Origin of the sequence: Pseudomonas sp. YuFO8 (genome assembly GCF_035065025.1) — a bacterium.
Taxonomy (GTDB): domain Bacteria; phylum Pseudomonadota; class Gammaproteobacteria; order Pseudomonadales; family Pseudomonadaceae; genus Aquipseudomonas; species Aquipseudomonas putida_AE.
Genome location: NZ_JAXDEQ010000037.1, coordinates 26313 through 44686 on the forward strand (window position 1 = coordinate 26313; position 18374 = coordinate 44686).

Annotated in this window: 19 protein-coding genes; 18 read left to right on the top strand and 1 reads right to left on the bottom strand. The window is 61.5% G+C overall.

What is annotated here, in order from left to right:
* Window position 1 precedes the first annotated feature (1 nt).
* From mltG to SOP95_RS25075, 16 genes are all read left to right on the top strand, one after another.
* Window positions 2-1282 (top strand): endolytic transglycosylase MltG, encoded by a 1281-nt coding sequence (mltG, locus tag SOP95_RS25000; protein WP_323608685.1) that lies wholly within the window; start codon window positions 2-4, stop codon window positions 1280-1282.
* Between the two features lie 19 nt (window positions 1283-1301).
* Window positions 1302-1934 (top strand): dTMP kinase, encoded by a 633-nt coding sequence (gene tmk, locus SOP95_RS25005; protein ID WP_274072964.1) that lies wholly within the window; start codon window positions 1302-1304, stop codon window positions 1932-1934.
* A complete protein-coding gene (locus SOP95_RS25010) occupies window positions 1927-2913 on the top strand; it encodes a DNA polymerase III subunit delta' (protein ID WP_274072965.1) in 987 nt (328 codons plus the stop codon). The genes tmk and SOP95_RS25010 overlap by 8 nt, the downstream gene beginning before the upstream one ends.
* A 72-nt stretch (window positions 2914-2985) precedes the next feature.
* Window positions 2986-3771 carry a TatD family hydrolase gene (locus SOP95_RS25015; protein WP_323608686.1) on the top strand — a complete coding sequence of 262 codons (786 nt, stop codon included), beginning with the start codon at window positions 2986-2988 and terminating at the stop codon, window positions 3769-3771.
* A 342-nt stretch (window positions 3772-4113) separates the two neighbouring features.
* Complete coding sequence (locus SOP95_RS25020; RefSeq protein WP_274072967.1) at window positions 4114-4752, top strand: TetR/AcrR family transcriptional regulator; 639 nt, start codon at window positions 4114-4116, stop codon at window positions 4750-4752.
* 136 nt (window positions 4753-4888) lie between these two features.
* Window positions 4889-5857: a GTP 3',8-cyclase MoaA gene (locus tag SOP95_RS25025; protein ID WP_323608687.1), complete on the top strand. Its 969-nt coding sequence runs from the start codon at window positions 4889-4891 to the stop codon at window positions 5855-5857.
* 66 nt (window positions 5858-5923) lie between these two features.
* A complete protein-coding gene (locus SOP95_RS25030) occupies window positions 5924-6532 on the top strand; it encodes a DUF4823 domain-containing protein (RefSeq protein WP_274072969.1) in 609 nt (202 codons plus the stop codon).
* A 16-nt stretch (window positions 6533-6548) separates the two neighbouring features.
* Window positions 6549-7109, top strand: a complete 561-nt coding sequence (locus SOP95_RS25035) for a DUF1285 domain-containing protein (protein WP_323608688.1) — start codon at window positions 6549-6551, stop codon at window positions 7107-7109.
* A gap of 192 nt (window positions 7110-7301) precedes the next feature.
* Window positions 7302-8054, top strand: coding sequence for a FadR/GntR family transcriptional regulator (locus SOP95_RS25040; protein ID WP_323608689.1), 753 nt, complete (start codon window positions 7302-7304; stop codon window positions 8052-8054).
* A 61-nt stretch (window positions 8055-8115) separates the two neighbouring features.
* Window positions 8116-8991 (top strand): SMP-30/gluconolactonase/LRE family protein, encoded by an 876-nt coding sequence (locus tag SOP95_RS25045; protein ID WP_323608690.1) that lies wholly within the window; start codon window positions 8116-8118, stop codon window positions 8989-8991.
* A gap of 272 nt (window positions 8992-9263) precedes the next feature.
* A complete protein-coding gene (locus SOP95_RS25050) occupies window positions 9264-10082 on the top strand; it encodes an SDR family oxidoreductase (RefSeq protein ID WP_274072973.1) in 819 nt (272 codons plus the stop codon).
* A 98-nt stretch (window positions 10083-10180) separates the two neighbouring features.
* On the top strand, window positions 10181-11185 hold the full coding sequence (locus SOP95_RS25055; RefSeq protein ID WP_323608691.1) for a substrate-binding domain-containing protein: 1005 nt from the start codon (window positions 10181-10183) through the stop codon (window positions 11183-11185).
* Between the two features lie 64 nt (window positions 11186-11249).
* Window positions 11250-12794 (top strand): L-arabinose ABC transporter ATP-binding protein AraG, encoded by a 1545-nt coding sequence (gene araG, locus SOP95_RS25060; RefSeq protein WP_323608692.1) that lies wholly within the window; start codon window positions 11250-11252, stop codon window positions 12792-12794.
* 12 nt (window positions 12795-12806) lie between these two features.
* The gene (araH, locus tag SOP95_RS25065; protein ID WP_274072976.1) at window positions 12807-13775 is read left to right on the top strand and encodes an L-arabinose ABC transporter permease AraH; all 969 of its coding nucleotides are present in this window, start codon (window positions 12807-12809) and stop codon (window positions 13773-13775) included.
* A gap of 224 nt (window positions 13776-13999) precedes the next feature.
* Complete coding sequence (locus tag SOP95_RS25070; RefSeq protein WP_323608693.1) at window positions 14000-14713, top strand: GntR family transcriptional regulator; 714 nt, start codon at window positions 14000-14002, stop codon at window positions 14711-14713.
* Complete coding sequence (locus SOP95_RS25075; RefSeq protein WP_323608694.1) at window positions 14710-15708, top strand: ADP-ribosylglycohydrolase family protein; 999 nt, start codon at window positions 14710-14712, stop codon at window positions 15706-15708. Before SOP95_RS25070 ends, SOP95_RS25075 begins: the two co-directional genes overlap by 4 nt.
* On the opposite strand, the gene SOP95_RS25080 is transcribed toward SOP95_RS25075, so the two are convergent.
* On the bottom strand, window positions 15695-15862 hold the full coding sequence (locus tag SOP95_RS25080) for a hypothetical protein (protein ID WP_274072979.1): 168 nt from the start codon (window positions 15860-15862) through the stop codon (window positions 15695-15697). The genes SOP95_RS25075 and SOP95_RS25080 overlap by 14 nt on opposite strands.
* Between SOP95_RS25080 and SOP95_RS25085 the strand changes: the two genes are divergently transcribed.
* Entirely contained in the window at window positions 15861-17327 is a 1467-nt protein-coding gene (locus SOP95_RS25085; protein ID WP_274072980.1) for a purine-cytosine permease family protein, read from the top strand. The two genes, SOP95_RS25080 and SOP95_RS25085, sit on opposite strands and share 2 nt — an antisense overlap.
* Window positions 17320-18249, top strand: coding sequence for a PfkB family carbohydrate kinase (locus SOP95_RS25090; protein ID WP_323608695.1), 930 nt, complete (start codon window positions 17320-17322; stop codon window positions 18247-18249). The genes SOP95_RS25085 and SOP95_RS25090 overlap by 8 nt, the downstream gene beginning before the upstream one ends.
* Window positions 18250-18374: the final 125 nt, after the last annotated feature.

The following is an 18374-nucleotide window of genomic DNA, read 5'->3' on the forward strand; positions in this document are numbered from 1 at the left end:
CGTGAGACGTAAACTCTTGCTGCTGCTGGAAACCGGACTGGTTCTGGCGGGGCTGACGTTAGGTGCTTCTGCCTGGAAAATTCATTCGGCGCTGGTGCAGCCGCTGAATATCACACAGGAAGAACTGCTTGAGGTGCCCAAGGGCACCACCCCGAACCGCACTTTCCTGCGCATGGAAGCCGATGGCGTCATCAAGGACTCCTTCTGGCTGCGCGTCTATTGGCGCTTCAACTTGCCGAAACAGCCGTTGCACAGCGGCGAGTACCGCATGACGCCGGGTATGACCGTCGAAGGCCTGATCGATCTGTGGAAGCGCGGGGAAATGGTGCAGTACAGCCTGACCCTGGTCGAAGGCTGGAATTTCCACCAGGTCCGTGCGGCCCTGGCCAAGGAAGAAAAACTCGAGCAAACCCTGAACGGCTTGAGCGACAGTCAGGTCATGGACAAGCTCGGCCACAACGGGATTTTTCCTGAAGGGCGATTCTTTCCCGACACTTACCGCTTCGTGCGCGGTATGTCCGACACCGAGCTGCTGAAAACCGCTTACGACCGCCTCGACGAAGTGCTGGCCAAGGAGTGGAACCAGCGGGCGGCCGACCTGCCTTACTCCGGTCCGTATGAAGCCCTGATCATGGCCTCGCTGGTGGAGAAGGAAACCGGCGTGCCGCAGGAACGCGGGCAGATTGCCGGGGTGTTCGTGCGTCGCATGGCGATCGGCATGCTGTTGCAAACCGACCCGACGGTGATCTACGGCCTGGGTGACCGCTACAACGGCAAGCTGACCCGCGCCCATCTGAAGGAAGCGACCCCTTACAACACCTACATGATCGCCGGACTGCCGCCGACCCCGATTGCCATGGTCGGCCGCGAAGCCATCCATGCGGCGCTCAATCCGGTGGAGGGCAGCAGCCTTTACTTCGTGGCTCGCGGCGATGGCAGCCATGTGTTCTCCGATGACCTGGACGCGCACAACAACGCCGTGCGAGAGTTCCAGCTCAAACGTCGCGCCGATTATCGTTCCAGCCCGGCGCCGGCGACGGCGCCCGAAACGCCCGAAGCACCGGATACCCAGGTGCCGCCAGTCGAGACGGCGCAACCTGAGGCTACTGAAGCTACTGAGGTTCCCGAGGCCCAGCCCCCTGTCCCGGCGGCTTCGCCCGACCCGGCGCCCGAGGCTGCACCTCCCGTGCAAGAGCCTGCGCCTGAACCTGCAGTTGCTCCGCAGGCGCCCCCGGAGCCTGAACCACAACCGAATGCGACAACACCGCAAAGCCCGCAATGAATCTGACTAAGGACTGCCTGTGACTGGCTTGTTTATTACGCTGGAAGGCCCGGAAGGCGCCGGCAAGAGCACCAATCGCGAATACCTGGCCGAACGCCTGCGTGCGGCCGGTATCGAGGTGGTGCTGACCCGCGAACCGGGTGGCACGCCACTGGCCGAACGCATCCGCGAAGTATTGTTGGCGCCGATCGAAGAAGTCATGAACCCGGACACCGAGCTGTTGCTGGTGTTCGCCGCGCGCGCCCAGCACCTGGCCGAAGTCATTCGCCCGGCGCTGGCCCGTGGTGCCGTGGTGTTGTGTGATCGCTTCACCGATTCGACCTACGCCTACCAGGGCGGTGGCCGTGGCCTGTCCCTGGAGCGTATCGAGACCCTGGAAAGCTTTGTTCAGGGCGACCTGCGTCCCGACCTGACCTTGATTTTCGACTTGCCGGTGGAAGTGGGCCTGGCGCGCGCCAGTGCCCGCGGACGCCTGGATCGTTTCGAGCTGGAAGGCCGGACCTTTTTCGATGCCGTGCGCGGTGCTTTCCTCAAGCGCGCGGCGGCGCAGCCTGCGCGTTACGTGCTGATCGACGCCGCGCAGCCATTGGCGCAGGTTCAGCAATCCCTGGATGCCTTGCTGCCACGCCTGCTGGAGTTGAGCCGTGGCTGACGCCTATCCGTGGCAGGACAGTCTCTGGCAGCAACTGGCCGGTCGTGCGCAACACGCCCACGCCTATTTGCTGCATGGCCCGGCCGGGATCGGCAAGCGGGCGCTGGCCGAGCGCCTGATGGCCAGCCTGCTGTGCCAGCGTCCGACCGCCCAGGGCGCCTGTGGCGAATGCAAGTCGTGCCTGCTGCTCAAGGCCGGCAGTCATCCCGATAACTACATCCTGGAGCCGGAAGAGGCCGACAAGGCGATCAAGGTCGACCAGGTGCGCGACCTGGTGAGTTTCGTGGTGCAGACCGCACAGCTGGGTGGACGCAAGGTGGTGCTGATCGAGCCGGTCGAGTCGATGAACATCAACGCCGCCAACGCTTTGCTCAAAAGCCTGGAAGAGCCGTCCGGCGACACCGTATTGCTCCTGGTCAGCCACCAGCCCAGCCGGCTGTTGCCGACTATCAAGAGCCGCTGTGTGCAGCAAGCCTGCCCGCTGCCGGGCGAGGCCATGAGCCTGGACTGGCTGGCCAGGGCCTTGCCCGACTGTTCGCAGGAAGAACGCGTCGAGTTACTGACCCTGGCCGCCGGTTCGCCGCTGGCCGCCGTCAACCTGCACGCCCAGGGCGTGCGCGAGCAGCGCGCGCAAGTGGTCGATGGGGTGAAGAAATTGCTCAAGCAGCAACAGTCGCCGACGCAGCTGGCCGAGGGCTGGAATGCGATTCCGTTGTTGCTGCTGTTCGACTGGTTCTGTGACTGGTCGAGCCTGATCCTGCGTTATCAGCTGACCCAGGATGAAGAAGGCCTGGGGCTGATGGACATGCGCAAGGTGATTCAGTACCTGGCGCAAAAAACCGCGCAGGACAAAGTCCTGAATATCCAGGACTGGATCCTCGCCCAGCGGCAGAAAGTGTTGAGCAAAGCCAACCTCAACCGGGTGTTGTTGCTGGAGGCGTTGCTGGTGCAATGGGCGACTTTGCCTACCCAGAGGTAACCGTCTGCGCCTAGACTCCAGGTATCAGACAAACCGACTGTCCCACTCATACGATGTAAGTTGCAGCCCTTTATGCTCGTAGATTCCCATTGTCACCTTGATCGCCTTGACCTCGCCGCCCATGACGGCTCGCTGGATGCCGCCCTCGAGGCGGCCCGCCAGCGCGGGGTAGGGCACTTCCTGTGCATCGGTGTCAGCGCCGACAACGCGGCCGATGTCAAAGCCCTGGCTGAGCGTTACGACGACGTCGATTGTTCAGTCGGCGTGCATCCGCTGGACGTGCAGCCGGGTGCGGCGCCTGCGCTGGACTGGCTGTTGCACGAGCTCAATCATCCGCGCGTCGTGGCGATCGGTGAAACCGGCCTGGATTATCACTACGAACCGGAAGCGGCAGAGTTGCAGCAGCAATCCTTCAGGCTGCACCTGCAAGCGGCCCAGCAAACCGGCAAACCCGTAATCATCCATACCCGCGGCGCGCGCTCCGATACCTTGGACCTGCTGCGTGAAGCGGCGCTGCCCCAGGCGGGCGTGCTGCACTGTTTCACCGAGGACTGGGACATGGCGAAAGCCGCGCTGGACATGGGTTACTACATTTCCCTGTCCGGGATTGTCACGTTCCGCAATGCCGACGCGCTGCGCGACGTGGCCAGCAAGGTGCCGGCCGACCGTTTGCTGGTGGAAACCGACTCACCGTACCTGGCGCCGATCCCGTACCGTGGCAAGCCGAACCTGCCGCAGTACGTTCGTGAAGTAGCGGAATTTCTGGCAATGTTGCGGGGTGAGGCTTACGAGCGATTTGCCGAGCAGACCACCGAAAACTTCAAGCGGTTGTTCCCGCTGGCGCATGTGAAAGGTTAAATCGCAGGCAAAAAAAACCCGGGTTCTGGGGGGTGAATCCGGGTTAAGACCATTAGGAGTAAAACAATGGCACGCGGTCCGTTGGTACCAATATCGGCGTGACACTTGGGGGAGATGCCCCGCCGACAGTTCAAGTATTGATCAGTATTTCGCACCGTCCAGTTTGTAGGCTGCGGTTTTTAAACAAATTTGGAATACGCACGCTTCAGAAGAGTTCTCATCAAGCGGCTGTCTTGCGCGAAATCATCAAGAAACACAGATATGGTCGGATGATCCGTGCATTTTGGCGCAATTTAGGCATAATACGCGGCTTCGAATTTTGACCCCTACAGACCTTTTCTTATGCATAAAGAACCTCGTAAGGTCCGTGAGTTTCGTCGCCGCGAGCAAGAAATTCTCGATACCGCGCTCAAGCTGTTCCTCGACCAGGGTGAAGACAGTGTCACCGTCGAGATGATCGCTGATGCTGTCGGTATCGGCAAAGGCACGATCTACAAGCACTTCAAGTCCAAGGCCGAGATCTATCTGCGCCTGATGCTCGACTATGAGCGCGATTTGAACGAGCTGTTGCATTCGGCCGATGTCGACAAGGACAAGGAAGCCCTGTCCCGCGCCTATTTCGAATTCCGCATGCGCGATCCCCAGCGTTACCGCTTGTTTGACCGCCTGGAAGAGAAGGTCGTCAAGGGCAACCAGGTACCGGAGATGGTCGAGGAACTGCACAAGATCCGCGCCTCTAACTTCGAACGCCTGACCTTGCTCATCAAGGGCCGGATCAGCGAAGGCAAGCTTGAAGACGTGCCGCCTTACTTCCATTACTGCGCGTCCTGGGCGCTGGTACACGGTGCCGTGGCGCTGTATCACTCGCCGTTCTGGAGCAACGTGCTGGAAGACCAGGAAGGCTTCTTCCAGTTCCTGATGGACATCGGCGTGCGCATGGGCAACAAGCGCAAGCGCGACAACGACACCCCGAGCAGCTGAGCCATTCAGCCGCCTTATTGCCCATGATTTCTCAACATGGCGCAGTACCGCAGGAATATACTCAGGCATAGGGCTTGCTAAAACTTGATTTGTGAGTCAAGTTTTACCAGCCCGTATATTCTTCGCCGGAGTCATCATGATCGTCGACCGTCAAGGCAGGCGCTTTCGCAATTTAAGAGTCAGCCTGACCTCAGCCTGCAATTACGCTTGTACCTACTGCGTGCCCAACGGCAAGCGGCTGGTGGCTGCGCAGGATGAATTGTCGGCCGAAGCCATGGCGCGTGGAGTGGCCTATCTGATCGAAGCGGCGGGCATCGAGCGCTTGCGCATTACCGGTGGCGAACCGCTGGTCAGCCCGAAACTCGAAGCCTTCATGGCCGCGGTCGGGCAGATGGGGCTGCAGGACATCAGCCTGACCACCAACGGGCAGCTGCTGGCGAAGAAGCTGCCGATCCTGATCGATGCCGGCATCCGGCGCATCAACGTTTCCCTCGATACTCTGGACGCCTCTGCGTTTCGCACCATTGCCCGTGGCGGCGATCTGGCGACGGTGCTCGGCGGCATGGACCAGGCCCGTGCGGCGGGCATGAAGGTCAAGGTCAACATGGTGCCGCTGCGCGGCCAGAACCTCGACCAGGTGATGCCACTGCTCGACTATTGCCTGGAGCGTGGCTATGAACTGCGCTTTATCGAGTTGATGCGCATGGGCCACCTGGCTAGCGACTCCAATGCCTTCCTGCAGCAGTTTGTCAGCCTGCAACAGCTGCTGAGCCTGATCGGCGAGCGTTATGAGTATCTCCAGGCCGATGCGCCTGTCGATGCTACCGCCGTGCGCTACGAGATTCCGGGGCAGGGCTATTTTGGCGTGATTGCCAACGAAAGCGTTCCGTTCTGCCGCACCTGCTCGCGGTTGCGCCTGTCCTCCACTGGCTGGCTGCATGGCTGCCTGTCGTCGAGCAATCGCCACTATGTCGGCGACCTGCTGGACAAGCCGCGCCATCAGGCTTTGCCGGCCTTGCAGCGACTGTTGGTCAAGGCGTTGGGCGACAAGCAGGAAGTGGCGTTTTCCGGTGGTGCCACGGTCATGAAGATTATTGGCGGCTGAGCTGGCGCAAAAGCTGCATCCCACGGCCATTCGCCGGTTTTCCGTCACCGGCCTCTGGAGGATAGGATGCGTAGCCTGGTTTTGCTGCTGGCCATATTGGCGCTCGGTGGCTGCATGAATGTCAGCGACATGGCCGAAGGGACTCGCTACCACATGAGCGACGCCGGCCTGCTGGACCACAGCGACAGCCGCCGGGTGAACAACCTGCGCATTCAGCCGGACTCCTTCGTCTACATTGCCCAGGGCGCCTTTGTGCCGCCTGGCAGCGCCGTCTACCCACGCCCCAACGTGATCGCCGAAGTCGCCTTCGATGGTTTCGTCGAGTATTTCCCGATGGTCCGCCGCGCCCGCACACCGCAAGGTCTTGATCAGGCCATGGGCGAAGCCCGTGCCGTGGGCGCCCATTACCTGCTCTATACGCGTTTCGCCAACTCCGATGACCGCATCGGCAACTCGGATGAGTGGCTGGACCAGGAAGCGCTGGATCGCCTCGGTATCGACACCGGAGTGATTCAGATCATGTTGATCGAGACCAGCACCCAGTATTTGATTGATACTGCACGTATCCAGGGTCGTGGTGGTCTGCTGACCTTCCACGACGAAAAACCCGAAGACCTGATGGGCCCGCCGCTGCAACAGTACGCGCGCAGCCTGCTGGGGCTCAGCGACCAGTAATTTCAAGGAGAACGCCATGAGTGGCCCGCAAAAAGCCAACGACCTGCTGGGGCAAATCCCCAAGACCCAAGGCTTGCCACCGGTCCACCTGTGGAACCCCGACTTCTGCGGCGACATCGACATGCGCATCGCCCGCGACGGTACCTGGTATTACCTGGGCACGCCGATCGGGCGCAAGCCGATGGTCAAGCTGTTCTCCACCATCATTCGCCGCGATGGTGATGATTACTTCCTGATCACGCCGGTGGAGAAGGTTGGCATCAAGGTCGATGACGCACCCTTTGTGGCGATTGCCGTGGAAGTGGAAGGTGAGGGTGAGGCGCAGGTCCTGCGCTTCACCACCAACGTCGATGAGACTGCCGAGGCCGGCACAGAGCATCCGATTCGCGTGGTCATCGATCCCGACACACAAGAACCTGCGCCTTATGTGCATGTGCGCACCAACCTCGAAGCGCTGATCCATCGGAATGTGTTCTATCAACTGGTTGAGCTGGCGGTGAGCCGTGAGATCGAGGGTCAGCGCTGGTTGGGGGTGTGGAGTGGCGGTGAATTCTTCCCCATCGGTCTAGAACCTTAATCGGTTAAAAATGTGGGAGCGGGCTTGCTCGCGAAGGCGGTGTGCCTGACACATGGATGTTAGATGTACAGACACTTTCGCGAGCAAGCCCGCTCCCACATTTTGTTCTATGCACTCTCTGAAAAATCAGTTTGACAGCCAATCATATGATGATTAGCGTGGACACCCATCGCGAACGGCTTTGAGGTGTCCATGTCCAGCAGTTTTCATGCGTCGACCGTCGATTGGCTGGGCTGTTGGATCGCTGCCGGGCAGGTCAGGCCCGGTGAGGCGCTCAAGGTCGAAGCCGACCTCGGCGAACAACTGGGTGTCAGCCGCACCGTTATCCGCGAAGCCATCAAGACCCTGGTCGCCAAGGGCATGCTCGAGGTCGGGCCGAAGGTCGGTACGCGAGTGTTGCCGGTACGGCGCTGGAACCTCTTCGATCCGCAAGTCGTCGGCTGGCTGTCCCGCAGCGGTTTGCCGGAAAACTTCGTCGATGACTTGCTCGACCTGCGCCGCACCATCGAGCCGATGGCCGTGCGTTGGGCCTGCGAACGCGCAACCGCACAACAGCTCGACGCCATTTCATTGGCCTACAACGCGTTGGAGCGAGCAGTGGACAGCGGCGTCGACTACAACCGCGCCGACCAGCTCTTCCACGAGTGCATCCTCGCCGCCAGCCACAATCAATTCATCGAACAAATGGTCCCGGCCCTGGGCGCGCTGCTGGCCGTGTGTTTCGAAGTGTCCGCCGCCGACCCCGACGAACTGCGCCGCACCTTGCCGATTCATAAAGATATGGCCGACGCCATCGCCGCCCGGGATACCGCGCGGGGTGTCTGGGCCTGCATGACCCTGATCGATAACGCTGACCTGGCGATCAAACGCTTCTACCCACAAGTGATGGCCGACAGGGTAGGAGCGAGCGTGCTCGCGATGGAGTATCAGTCGACGTCGATGTAGCTGACACTCCATCGTTGGACGCTTCTACACAAATAAAAACAAGAACAATGCAGGAGGATTCATGGAGTGCACCGCAGTGACCGAACACCGCGCCCAGCTCGGCGAAGGCCCGTTCTGGGATGCGCCGACCCAGGCGCTGTACTGGGTGGACATCGCCGGCAAACAGGCGCTGCGCTTGATCGGCGCCAACGTGCAGATCTGGCAGATGCCGGAGCACGTGTCGGCGTTCATCCCCTGTGCGAGCGGCGATGCGCTGGTGACCTTGAGCAGCGGGGTGTATCGGCTGGATCTGGATTCACCTGGACTAGCGCCTCGACTGACCTTGTTCTGCGTCGCCGATCCGCACCCCGGCAACCGCCCCAACGAGGCCCGCTGCGATGCCCAGGGCCGGCTCTGGCTCGGCACCATGCAAAACAACATTGGCGAGCAGGACGAAGACCTGCCTGTCGAACGGCGTTCCGGTGGCCTGTTCCGCATTGATCGCGACGCACGGGTGACGCCGCTGCTGCGAGGTCTGGGCATTCCCAATACGTTGTTGTGGAGCGATGACGGCACCCGCGTTTATTTCGGCGACAGCCTCGACGGCACGTTGTACCGGCATTTCATTCGTACCGACGGCCACCTCGAACCGCCACAGGCCTGGTTCGGCCCCCACACCCGCGGCGGCCCGGACGGCTCGGCGATGGATGCCGAAGGTTTTATCTGGAGTGCCCGATGGGATGGCAGTTGCCTGCTCAGGCTGACGCCGGACGGGCAGGTCGATCGGGTGATCGAACTGCCCGTCAGTCGTCCGACCAGTTGCGTATTTGGCGATGCCGACTTGAAAACTTTGTACATCACCAGTGCCGCGAGTCCGCTTGGGCATCCGCTGGATGGAGCGGTACTGGCGATCCGCGTCGACGTTGCAGGAAAGCTCTGTAGCCGATTCGCCGGTTAAATCCCTAAATATGGGATGTAAATATATATATTGAGATTATCGGCGAGCCGGGTTTATAGTCGGCTCCATCAGTTACACGCACTCACACTTAAAAAAACAAAACAGGTGAAGTGATGCAGCGATATTCCCCCGCACTCCCGCGTGGAGTCCGCGTTTCAGAGAACCTCAGGGCTGAAACGTTTTCGCGCCTGCCTGTTTCTTCCACTCGCCTTTTGACCGGACATCTACCGATGCCCGGTTTTCGTCGTGCTTTCGAACAGGAGTCCTGATCCATGGCTGAACCTCTTTCGCTGCCACCAGTGCCCGAACCCCCAAAGGGCGAGCGCCTGAAAAATAAAGTCGTGCTGTTGACCGGCGCCGCCCAAGGCATCGGCGAGGCGATCGTGGCGACCTTCGCGTCCCAGCAAGCCAAGCTGGTCATCAGCGATATCCAGGGTGAAAAAGTCGAAAATGTCGCGGCGCAGTGGCGGGGCAAAGGGGCTGACGTGGTGGCGATCAAGGCCGACGTTTCGCAGCCGCAAGACCTGCAGGCGATGGCCAGGCTGGCGGTCGAGCTGCACGGGCGAATCGACGTGCTGGTCAATTGCGCCGGGGTCAACGTGTTCCGCGATCCGCTGGAAATGACCGAGGAAGACTGGCGTCGCTGCTTCGCCATCGACCTCGATGGCGCCTGGTACGGCTGCAAGGCAGTGTTGCCGCAGATGATCGAGCAGGGCATCGGCAGCATCATCAACATCGCGTCCACCCATTCCACCCACATCATTCCGGGCTGCTTCCCCTATCCGGTGGCCAAGCACGGCCTGCTCGGCCTGACCCGCGCCCTGGGGATCGAATACGCACCCAAGGGCATTCGCGTCAACGCCATCGCACCGGGCTACATTGAGACCCAATTGAACGTCGACTATTGGAACGGCTTTGCCGACCCCCATGCCGAACGTCAGCGCGCCTTCGACCTGCATCCGCCACGCCGCATCGGCCAGCCGATCGAGGTGGCCATGACCGCGGTGTTCCTGGCCAGTGATGAAGCGCCGTTCATCAACGCTTCGTGCATCACCATCGATGGCGGGCGCTCAGTGATGTACCACGACTGAGTCGTGCGGGTTTCAGGTGTTAACTACGCCTGAAATCCAATCATCATACGATATGACTATTGGCAGTACGCTCAACAAAAACAACAAGGAGTCAGCTTATGAATCGTCGTCATGCCATCCGTACCCTGTGCTGTGCCGCCCTGGCGGTCAGCGCGGTCAGTCTCAGCAGCACGCTGCTGGCGGCCGAAGAAGTGAAAATCGGTTTTTTGGTCAAGCAAGCGGAAGAACCCTGGTTCCAGACCGAATGGGCATTCGCCGAAAAGGCCGGTAAGGATAAGGGCTTCACCTTGATCAAGATCGCCGTGCCGGATGGCGAGAAAACCCTGTCGGCCATCGACAGCCTGGCGGCCAACGGCGCCAAGGGTTTCGTGATCTGCCCGCCGGACGTGTCCCTGGGCCCGGCGATCATGGCCAAGGCCAAGCTCAACGGCTTGAAAGTGATCGCCGTGGATGACCGCTTCGTCGATGCCAGCGGCAAGTTCATGGAAGACGTGCCGTACCTGGGCATGGCGGCGTTCGAGGTCGGCGAGAAGCAGGGCAGCGCCATGGCCACCGAAGCGAAAAAACGCGGCTGGGAATGGAAAGACACCTATGCCGTGATCAACACCTACAACGAACTCGACACCGGCAAAAAACGCACCGACGGTTCGGTCAAGGCCTTGCAGGATGCGGGCATGCCCAAGGACCACATCCTCTTCTCCGCCCTGAAAACCCTCGACGTACCGGGCAGCATGGACGCCACCAACTCGGCGCTGGTGAAACTGCCTAGCGCGGCGAAGAACCTGATCATCGGCGGCATGAACGACAACACCGTGCTCGGCGGCGTGCGTGCCACCGAAGCCGCCGGTTTTGCCGCGGCGAACGTGATCGGCATCGGCATCAACGGCACCGACGCCATTGGCGAACTGAAGAAACCCGACAGCGGCTTCTACGGTTCAATGCTGCCCAGCCCGCACATCGAGGGCTACAACACCGCCAGCATGATGTACGAGTGGGTTACCAGCGGCAAAGAACCGGCGAAGTACACCGCCATGGACGACGTGACGCTGATCACGCGCGACAACTTCAAGCAGGAACTGGAAAAGATCGGCCTGTGGAATTGAGGGCCGGTTGATTTCATTGGCGGCCCCGGCAACGGGGTTGCCTGATCTGTGTGATGAGGTGGTTATGCACGCGCAAACACAAGTACAGAAACATCCCGCCGGACGCAGCTTGCGCTTCAACGGGATCGGCAAGACCTTTCCCGGGGTGAAGGCGCTGGACAACATCAACTTCGTCGCCCATCCGGGGCAGGTTCATGCCTTGATGGGCGAGAACGGTGCCGGCAAGTCGACCTTGCTGAAAATCCTCGGCGGCGCCTACATCCCGAGTAGCGGCGAGCTGCAGATCGGCGGCCAGACCATGGCCTTCAAGTCCACCGCCGACAGCATTGCCAGCGGCGTCGCGGTGATTCACCAGGAGCTGCACCTGGTGCCGGAAATGACCGTGGCGGAAAACCTGTTTCTCGGTCATCTGCCCGCCAGTTTCGGCCTGATCAATCGCGGCACCCTGCGCCAGCAAGCCCTGGCCTGTCTCAAGGGGCTGGCCGACGAAATCGACCCGCAGGAGAAAGTCGGGCGCCTGTCCCTCGGCCAGCGGCAGTTGGTCGAGATCGCCAAGGCCTTGTCCCGTGGCGCCCATGTCATCGCCTTCGACGAACCCACCAGCAGCCTGTCGGCGCGGGAGATCGACCGCTTGATGGCGATCATCGCGCGCCTGCGCGACGAGGGCAAAGTGGTGCTCTACGTCTCCCATCGCATGGAGGAAGTGTTCCGCATCTGCAACGCGGTAACGGTGTTCAAGGATGGCCGCTACGTGCGCACCTTCGAAGACATGAGCCAACTGACCCACGATCAACTGGTCACCTGCATGGTCGGTCGCGACATCCAGGACATCTACGATTACCGCCCGCGCCCGCGCGGTGCGGTGGCGTTGAGGGTCGACGGCCTGCTCGGGCCGGGCCTGCGTGAACCGGTCAGTTTCGACGCGCACAAAGGCGAGATTCTCGGCTTGTTCGGCCTGGTCGGCGCGGGGCGCACGGAGTTGTTTCGCCTGCTCAGCGGCCTGGAACGCAACAGTGCCGGGCGCCTTGAACTGCGCGGCCATGAATTGAAACTGCGCTCACCCCGGGACGCGATTGCGGCCGGGATCCTGCTCTGTCCCGAGGACCGCAAGAAAGAGGGCATCCTGCCCCTGGCGAGCGTTGCCGAGAACATCAATATCAGCGCCCGCGGTGCGCATTCCACCTTCGGTTGCCTGTTGCGCGGCCTGTGGGAGAAGAACAACGCCGACAAGCAGATCAAGGCGCTCAAGGTCAAAACACCGCACGCCGGCCAGCAGATCAAGTTTCTCTCCGGCGGCAACCAGCAGAAGGCCATTCTCGGTCGCTGGCTGTCGATGCCGATGAAAGTCCTGCTGCTTGACGAGCCCACCCGCGGCATCGACATCGGCGCCAAGGCGGAAATCTACCAGATCATCCATGACCTGGCCGCCAGTGGCATTGCGGTGATCGTGGTGTCCAGCGACCTGATGGAAGTGATGGGCATTTCCGACCGCATCCTGGTGCTGTGCGAAGGCGCCCTGCGCGGCGAACTGAGCCGCGAACAGGCCAATGAATCCAACCTGCTGCAACTGGCTTTGCCGCGCCAACGCGCTGACGGCGTGGCGAACTGAGAGGTGACTATGATGACAAGCCAAAACGACGCACTGCCAACCCCCCGCAAGCCTCTGGACCTGCGGCGCTTTCTCGATGACTGGGTGATGCTGCTGGCGGCCGTGGGGATCTTCGTGCTCTGCACCTTGATGATCGACAACTTCCTCTCGCCCTTGAACATGCGCGGCCTGGGCCTGGCGATTTCCACCACCGGGATCGCGGCGTGCACCATGTTGTATTGCCTGGCGTCCGGGCACTTCGACCTGTCGGTGGGTTCGGTGATCGCCTGCGCCGGGGTGGTTGCCGCCGTGGTGATGCGTGACACCGACAGCCTCTTTCTCGGCGTCAGTGCAGCACTGGCGATGGGACTGATCGTCGGGCTGATCAATGGCATCGTGATCGCCAAGCTGCGGGTCAATGCGCTGATCACCACGCTGGCGACCATGCAGATCGTCCGCGGCCTGGCCTACATCTTCGCCAATGGCAAAGCGGTGGGCGTGTCCCAGGAGTCGTTCTTCGTGTTCGGTAACGGCCAGTTGTTTGGCGTGCCGGTGCCGATCCTGATCACCATCGTCTGCTTCCTGTTCTTCGGCTGGTTGCTCAACTACACCACCTACGGGCGCAACACCATGGCCATCGGCGGTAACCAGGAAGCGGCGCTGCTGGCGGGCGTGAATGTCGACCGAACCAAGATCATCATCTTCGCCGTGCACGGCCTGATCGGTGCGCTGGCCGGGGTGATCCTGGCGTCGCGCATGACCTCGGGCCAGCCGATGATCGGGCAGGGTTTCGAGTTGACGGTGATCTCGGCTTGCGTGCTGGGTGGCGTGTCCCTCAGTGGCGGGATCGGCATGATCCGGCATGTGATTGCCGGGGTGTTGATCCTGGCGATCATCGAGAACGCGATGAACCTGAAGAACATCGATACCTTCTACCAGTATGTGATTCGGGGTTCGATCCTGTTGCTGGCGGTAGTAATTGATCGCCTGAAACAGCGCTGACACCCCTTACAACCTGTTGGGACCGGCTTCGGACGGCGTTGCAGCCAGCACCAATGCTGAATGCGCCGGCCTCATCGCCAGCAGGCTGGCTCCCACATTGAACTGTGGGAGCCAGCCTGCTGGCGATTGACCGCGCAGCGGTCACGGCTTTTTTGCTATCCCTTCTGTCACCTCCCATAAATATTCCTTGCCCGTCATAACATGTATCGGTTACTAATTTGTACATGATTAGACAGGTACGATTCGACAAGAAACAACGGGTGGTCGACGAACTCATTCGGCGTATTGAAAGCGGTCTCATGGAAGACGGCTTTCATCTGCCGGGCGAGCATCAGTTGGCTCAGGAATTCAAAGTCAGCCGAGGAACCTTGCGTGAAGCGCTGGCTGAGTTGAAACGGCGCAACTATATTGCGACGCAAAGCGGGGTCGGTTCCATCGTCACTTTCGACGGTGTGGCACTGGATCAGCGCAGCGGCTGGGCCCAGGCCCTGGCCGACAGCGGCGCGCTGGTCAATACCGAAGTGTTGCGGTTCGAGGCGGTGACCCGTCCTGACCTGCTATTGCGTTTCGGCACCGACCAATTCATCACCCTCGACCGTCGCCGCCGCACCAACGACGGCACGCTGGTCTCCCTCGAACGCTCATTGATGCCCGCTAGCGGAGGCCTGGAAAGCCTGCCGCGGGTTGGCCTGATCGATAATTCGCTGACCATTACCTTGGCCGCCTATGGCTACATCGGCGAACGTGGTGATCAATGGATCGGCGCCGAACCGTTGAACGCCGAAGATGCCGAGCTGCTGGGGCGTCCGGTCGGCACGGTTTTCCTCAAGGCCTTGCGCACCACCTATGACCGGCAACACCGCTTCATGGAGCAGGTGGAAAGCCTGCTCGACCCCGTGCATTTTCGTCTGCACCTGCAATTTGGAACTTCGAAATGACCGCCCTCGATCGTGCGCTTGGCGCGTTCTACGGCCTGGCCCTGGGCGACGCGCTGGGCATGCCGACCCAATCCCTGAGCCGCGCCCAGATCCAGGCGCGCTTTGGCGACATCACCAATCTTGAAGATGCCGGTCCTGATCAACCGATCGCCGCCAATATGCCCAAGGGCTCGATCACCGATGACACTGAACAGGCGATCCTGGTCGGTCAGTTGTTGGTCGAGGGCAAAGGCCACATTGAACCCTCGGTCCTTGCTCAACGCCTGATCGAATGGGAAGCGGTGATGCAGGCCAAGGGCTCGCAGGACCTGCTCGGCCCTTCGACCAAACGGGCGATCGAGATGATCCTCGCCGGCCATTCACCCGAAGAAGCCGGGCGCTACGGCACGACCAACGGCGCGGCCATGCGTATCACACCGGTGGGGATTGCTGCCGACGTGGCCAATCCCGAGCGTTTCATCGATGCCGTGGTGCAAGCCTGCCAGGTTACCCACAACACCACGCTGGGCATTTCCAGCGCGGCGGCGGTGGCGGCGGTGGTGTCGGCCGGCATCAACGGTATGGACCTGGGCGAGGCATTGAACCTCGGCCAGCAATTTGCCCAGCAAGCCGAAGGCCATGGCCACTGGGTGGCTGGCGGTCGCATCGCTTCGCGCATCAGTTGGGCACGCAGCATCAGCGTCGACAGTGACAAGCTGTTGCTCGCCGATCTGCTGTACGACGTGATCGGCACCTCGGTGGCTTCCCAAGAGTCGGTGGTGGTGTCGTTTGCCCTGGCCCAGCAAGTGGCCATCGGCGAAATGAGTGCCTTCGACGCACTGTGCATGGCCGCCAGCCTGGGCGGAGATACCGACACCATCGCGGCGATTCTGGGGGCGATGCTCGGGGCCTGCCTGGGTCTGGCGAGTTGGCCGGTCGAGATGATCGACACGGTCAAGGCCGTCAATGAGCTGGAGCTGGAGCCCCTTGTGAAAGGACTCCTCACCCTGCGCTGAGGAACACAAATCCCCTGTAGGAGCTGCCGCAGGCTGCGATCTTTTGATCTTTGGCGGTCTTGAGGTCGCTGAAAATCAAGATCAAAAGATCGCAGCCTGCAGCAGCTCCTACCTTGCCCACAACCACAAAAATGGCAACAGGAGCATTTTTCATGAGTTCATCGAACGCCGGGCAGAACGCCGGGCAGCTGGAAACCCGCGGCATCGAGCCGGTGCCGGAGGCCGAGTGCAATGGGCATCCGCTGCAGCTGTTCTGGGTCTGGTTCGCCGCCAACATTTCCATCCTCGGCCTGCCGCTGGGTGCGACCCTCGTGGCCTTTCGCGGCCTGGCGATCTGGCAGGCAGTCATCGTCGCGATCCTCGGTGCCGCCGGTTCCTTCGCGGTGGTCGGGATCATTTCCATTGCCGGTCGTCGTGGCCGCGCACCGAGCCTGACCCTCTCACGCGCCATCTTCGGCGTGCGCGGCAATATCGGCCCGACCCTGGTCTCGCTGATGTCGCGCCTGGGCTGGGAAACCGTCAACACCACCACCGCCGCGTTCGTCTTGCTGTCGCTGTGCTCGATCCTCTTTGGTTCGCCGGTGGAAGCGAAAAGCGCGCCGCTGCTGACCCTGGTGTTCATCGCGATTTTCGTACTATTGACCTTGTCGGTCTCCGGCCTCGGTCACGCCACGCTGCTGGTGATTCAGAAGTGGGCAACCTACGTGTTCGGCGCCCTGAACATCCTGGTCGGCGGCTTCCTTTGCGCCACCATCGACTGGAGTGCGGTGTTCAACGCCACGCCAGCGCCGATGAGCGCAATGATCATCGGTATCGGCACCATGGCCGCCGGCACCGGGATCGGCTGGGCCAACGCCGGTGCCGACATGTCCCGTTATCAGCACCGCAGCGTCAAGGCCGTGCGCCTGGTGGCGTCGGCGGCGTTCGGCGCGGGCATCCCACTGGTGCTGTTGATCACACTCGGCGGCCTGCTGTCGGTGGGCAACAACGACCTGGCCCAGGCCACCGACCCGATCATCGCCATCCGCGACATGCTGCCGACCTGGATGGCCGTGCCGTACCTGATCACCGCCTTCGGTGGCCTGCTGCTGTCGAACAACCTGTCGGTATACTCCGCCGGCCTCACCACGCTGACCCTCGGCCTCAAGGTCAAGCGCGTCTACGCCGTGGTGGTGGACATCGTGGCGATCTTCGCCGGTTCGATCTACTTCATGCTGATCGCCGACAGTTTCTACGGCCCGTTCATCACCTTCATTTCCCTGCTGGCAGTGCCGATCACGGCGTGGGTCGGGATCTTTGTGGTCGACCTGATTCATCGTCACTACTACAGTCCCAAGGACCTGCTGGACGTCAGCCCGAGCAGCGCCTACTGGTATCGCGGCGGCGTCGAGTGGCGCGCGTTCGGTGCCTGGGCGCTGGCGATCGTGCTCGGGTTCAGTTTCACCACCATCGGCACCACGGCAGAAAACGTCTGGTTCAAGGGATTCCTGTCCGACTCGTGGCTGGGGCATAACGGCCTCGGCTGGATCGTGACCTTTGTGGTCGCCGGTGGCATTTATCTGGTACTCGGCGGGGCGAAGGACCGTCGTGCCGCAATGGTCGAGAATGCTCATGCCTAAGATGCTGCACACGGGCCAGGTGATCATCGACCTGGTCATGGCCGTGGATCAATTGCCGCAAGCGGGAGGCGACGTGTTGGCGCAGTCCGCCAGTTTCGAAGCGGGCGGCGGTTTCAATGTGATGGCGGCCGCACAACGTAACGGCCTGCCGGTGGTCTACCTCGGTCGCCACGGCAGCGGACGTTTCGGTGACCTGGCGCGTGAGGCGATGAATGCCGAAGGCATCCGGATCGGCATCGCTGACCCTGCCGAGCGCGACACCGGGCTGTGCGTGGCCATCACCGACGCTTCGGCCGAACGCAGTTTCGTCTCCTACATCGGCGCCGAAGGCGAGTTGACGGCCGAGGACCTGGCCAGTGTACCGGCCGAGACGGGCGATTATGTCTACGTCAGCGGCTACAGCCTGCTGCAGGCGGGCAAGGCACAGGCGCTGGTGGATTGGGTTTTGGCGTTGCCGGGCGCGGTCAAGGTGGTGTTCGATCCGGGGCCGCTGGTGGATTCGCCGGACATGCCGGTGATGCAGGCGCTGCTGGCGCGCATCGACGTATGGACCAGCAACAGCGTCGAAGCGCTGAAGATTACCGGCGCGCCGGACATCGCCCAGGCATTGGATCGACTGGTCGAGCATTTGCCGCGCGACGTGCTCATGGTAGTGCGTGACGGGCCCCAGGGCTGCTGGATTCATCAGCATGGCGAGCGTCGGCATGTGCCGGGTTTCAAGGTGCAGGCGGTGGACAGCAATGGCGCCGGCGATGCCCATGCAGGAGTGTTCGTGGCGGGGCTGGCGCAGGGTTTGTCGGCGTTTGATGCGGCGCGAAGGGCGAATGCGGCAGCGGCGTTGGCGGTGACCCGGTGGGGGCCGGCGACTTCGCCGGGGGCTGCTGAGGTGGATGCATTAATCTGTGAGACTTTCGGCGCCTGATCGACCGTCATCGCCAGCAGGCTGGCTCCCACAAGTTGCGATGGTGAACACATGACTGATGAACAACATCGAACCCTGTGGGAGCCAGCCTGCTGGCGATGCCGCCATCAGGTCCAAAACAGGAT

Excerpts from the sequence above, each read along its gene's own strand:
- SOP95_RS25015 (WP_323608686.1), top strand. The coding sequence starts at position 2,986 with ATGCTCGTAGATTCCCATTGTCACCTTGATCGCCTTGACCTCGCCGCC.
- SOP95_RS25020 (WP_274072967.1), top strand. The coding sequence starts at position 4,114 with ATGCATAAAGAACCTCGTAAGGTCCGTGAGTTTCGTCGCCGCGAGCAA.
- SOP95_RS25025 (WP_323608687.1), top strand. The coding sequence starts at position 4,889 with ATGATCGTCGACCGTCAAGGCAGGCGCTTTCGCAATTTAAGAGTCAGC.
- SOP95_RS25030 (WP_274072969.1), top strand. The coding sequence starts at position 5,924 with ATGCGTAGCCTGGTTTTGCTGCTGGCCATATTGGCGCTCGGTGGCTGC.
- SOP95_RS25035 (WP_323608688.1), top strand. The coding sequence starts at position 6,549 with ATGAGTGGCCCGCAAAAAGCCAACGACCTGCTGGGGCAAATCCCCAAG.
- SOP95_RS25040 (WP_323608689.1), top strand. The coding sequence starts at position 7,302 with ATGTCCAGCAGTTTTCATGCGTCGACCGTCGATTGGCTGGGCTGTTGG.
- SOP95_RS25045 (WP_323608690.1), top strand. The coding sequence starts at position 8,116 with ATGGAGTGCACCGCAGTGACCGAACACCGCGCCCAGCTCGGCGAAGGC.
- SOP95_RS25050 (WP_274072973.1), top strand. The coding sequence starts at position 9,264 with ATGGCTGAACCTCTTTCGCTGCCACCAGTGCCCGAACCCCCAAAGGGC.
- SOP95_RS25055 (WP_323608691.1), top strand. The coding sequence starts at position 10,181 with ATGAATCGTCGTCATGCCATCCGTACCCTGTGCTGTGCCGCCCTGGCG.
- araG (WP_323608692.1), top strand. The coding sequence starts at position 11,250 with ATGCACGCGCAAACACAAGTACAGAAACATCCCGCCGGACGCAGCTTG.
- araH (WP_274072976.1), top strand. The coding sequence starts at position 12,807 with ATGACAAGCCAAAACGACGCACTGCCAACCCCCCGCAAGCCTCTGGAC.
- SOP95_RS25070 (WP_323608693.1), top strand. The coding sequence starts at position 14,000 with ATGATTAGACAGGTACGATTCGACAAGAAACAACGGGTGGTCGACGAA.
- SOP95_RS25075 (WP_323608694.1), top strand. The coding sequence starts at position 14,710 with ATGACCGCCCTCGATCGTGCGCTTGGCGCGTTCTACGGCCTGGCCCTG.
- SOP95_RS25085 (WP_274072980.1), top strand. The coding sequence starts at position 15,861 with ATGAGTTCATCGAACGCCGGGCAGAACGCCGGGCAGCTGGAAACCCGC.
- SOP95_RS25080 (WP_274072979.1), bottom strand. The coding sequence starts at position 15,862 with ATGAAAAATGCTCCTGTTGCCATTTTTGTGGTTGTGGGCAAGGTAGGA.
- SOP95_RS25090 (WP_323608695.1), top strand. The coding sequence starts at position 17,320 with ATGCCTAAGATGCTGCACACGGGCCAGGTGATCATCGACCTGGTCATG.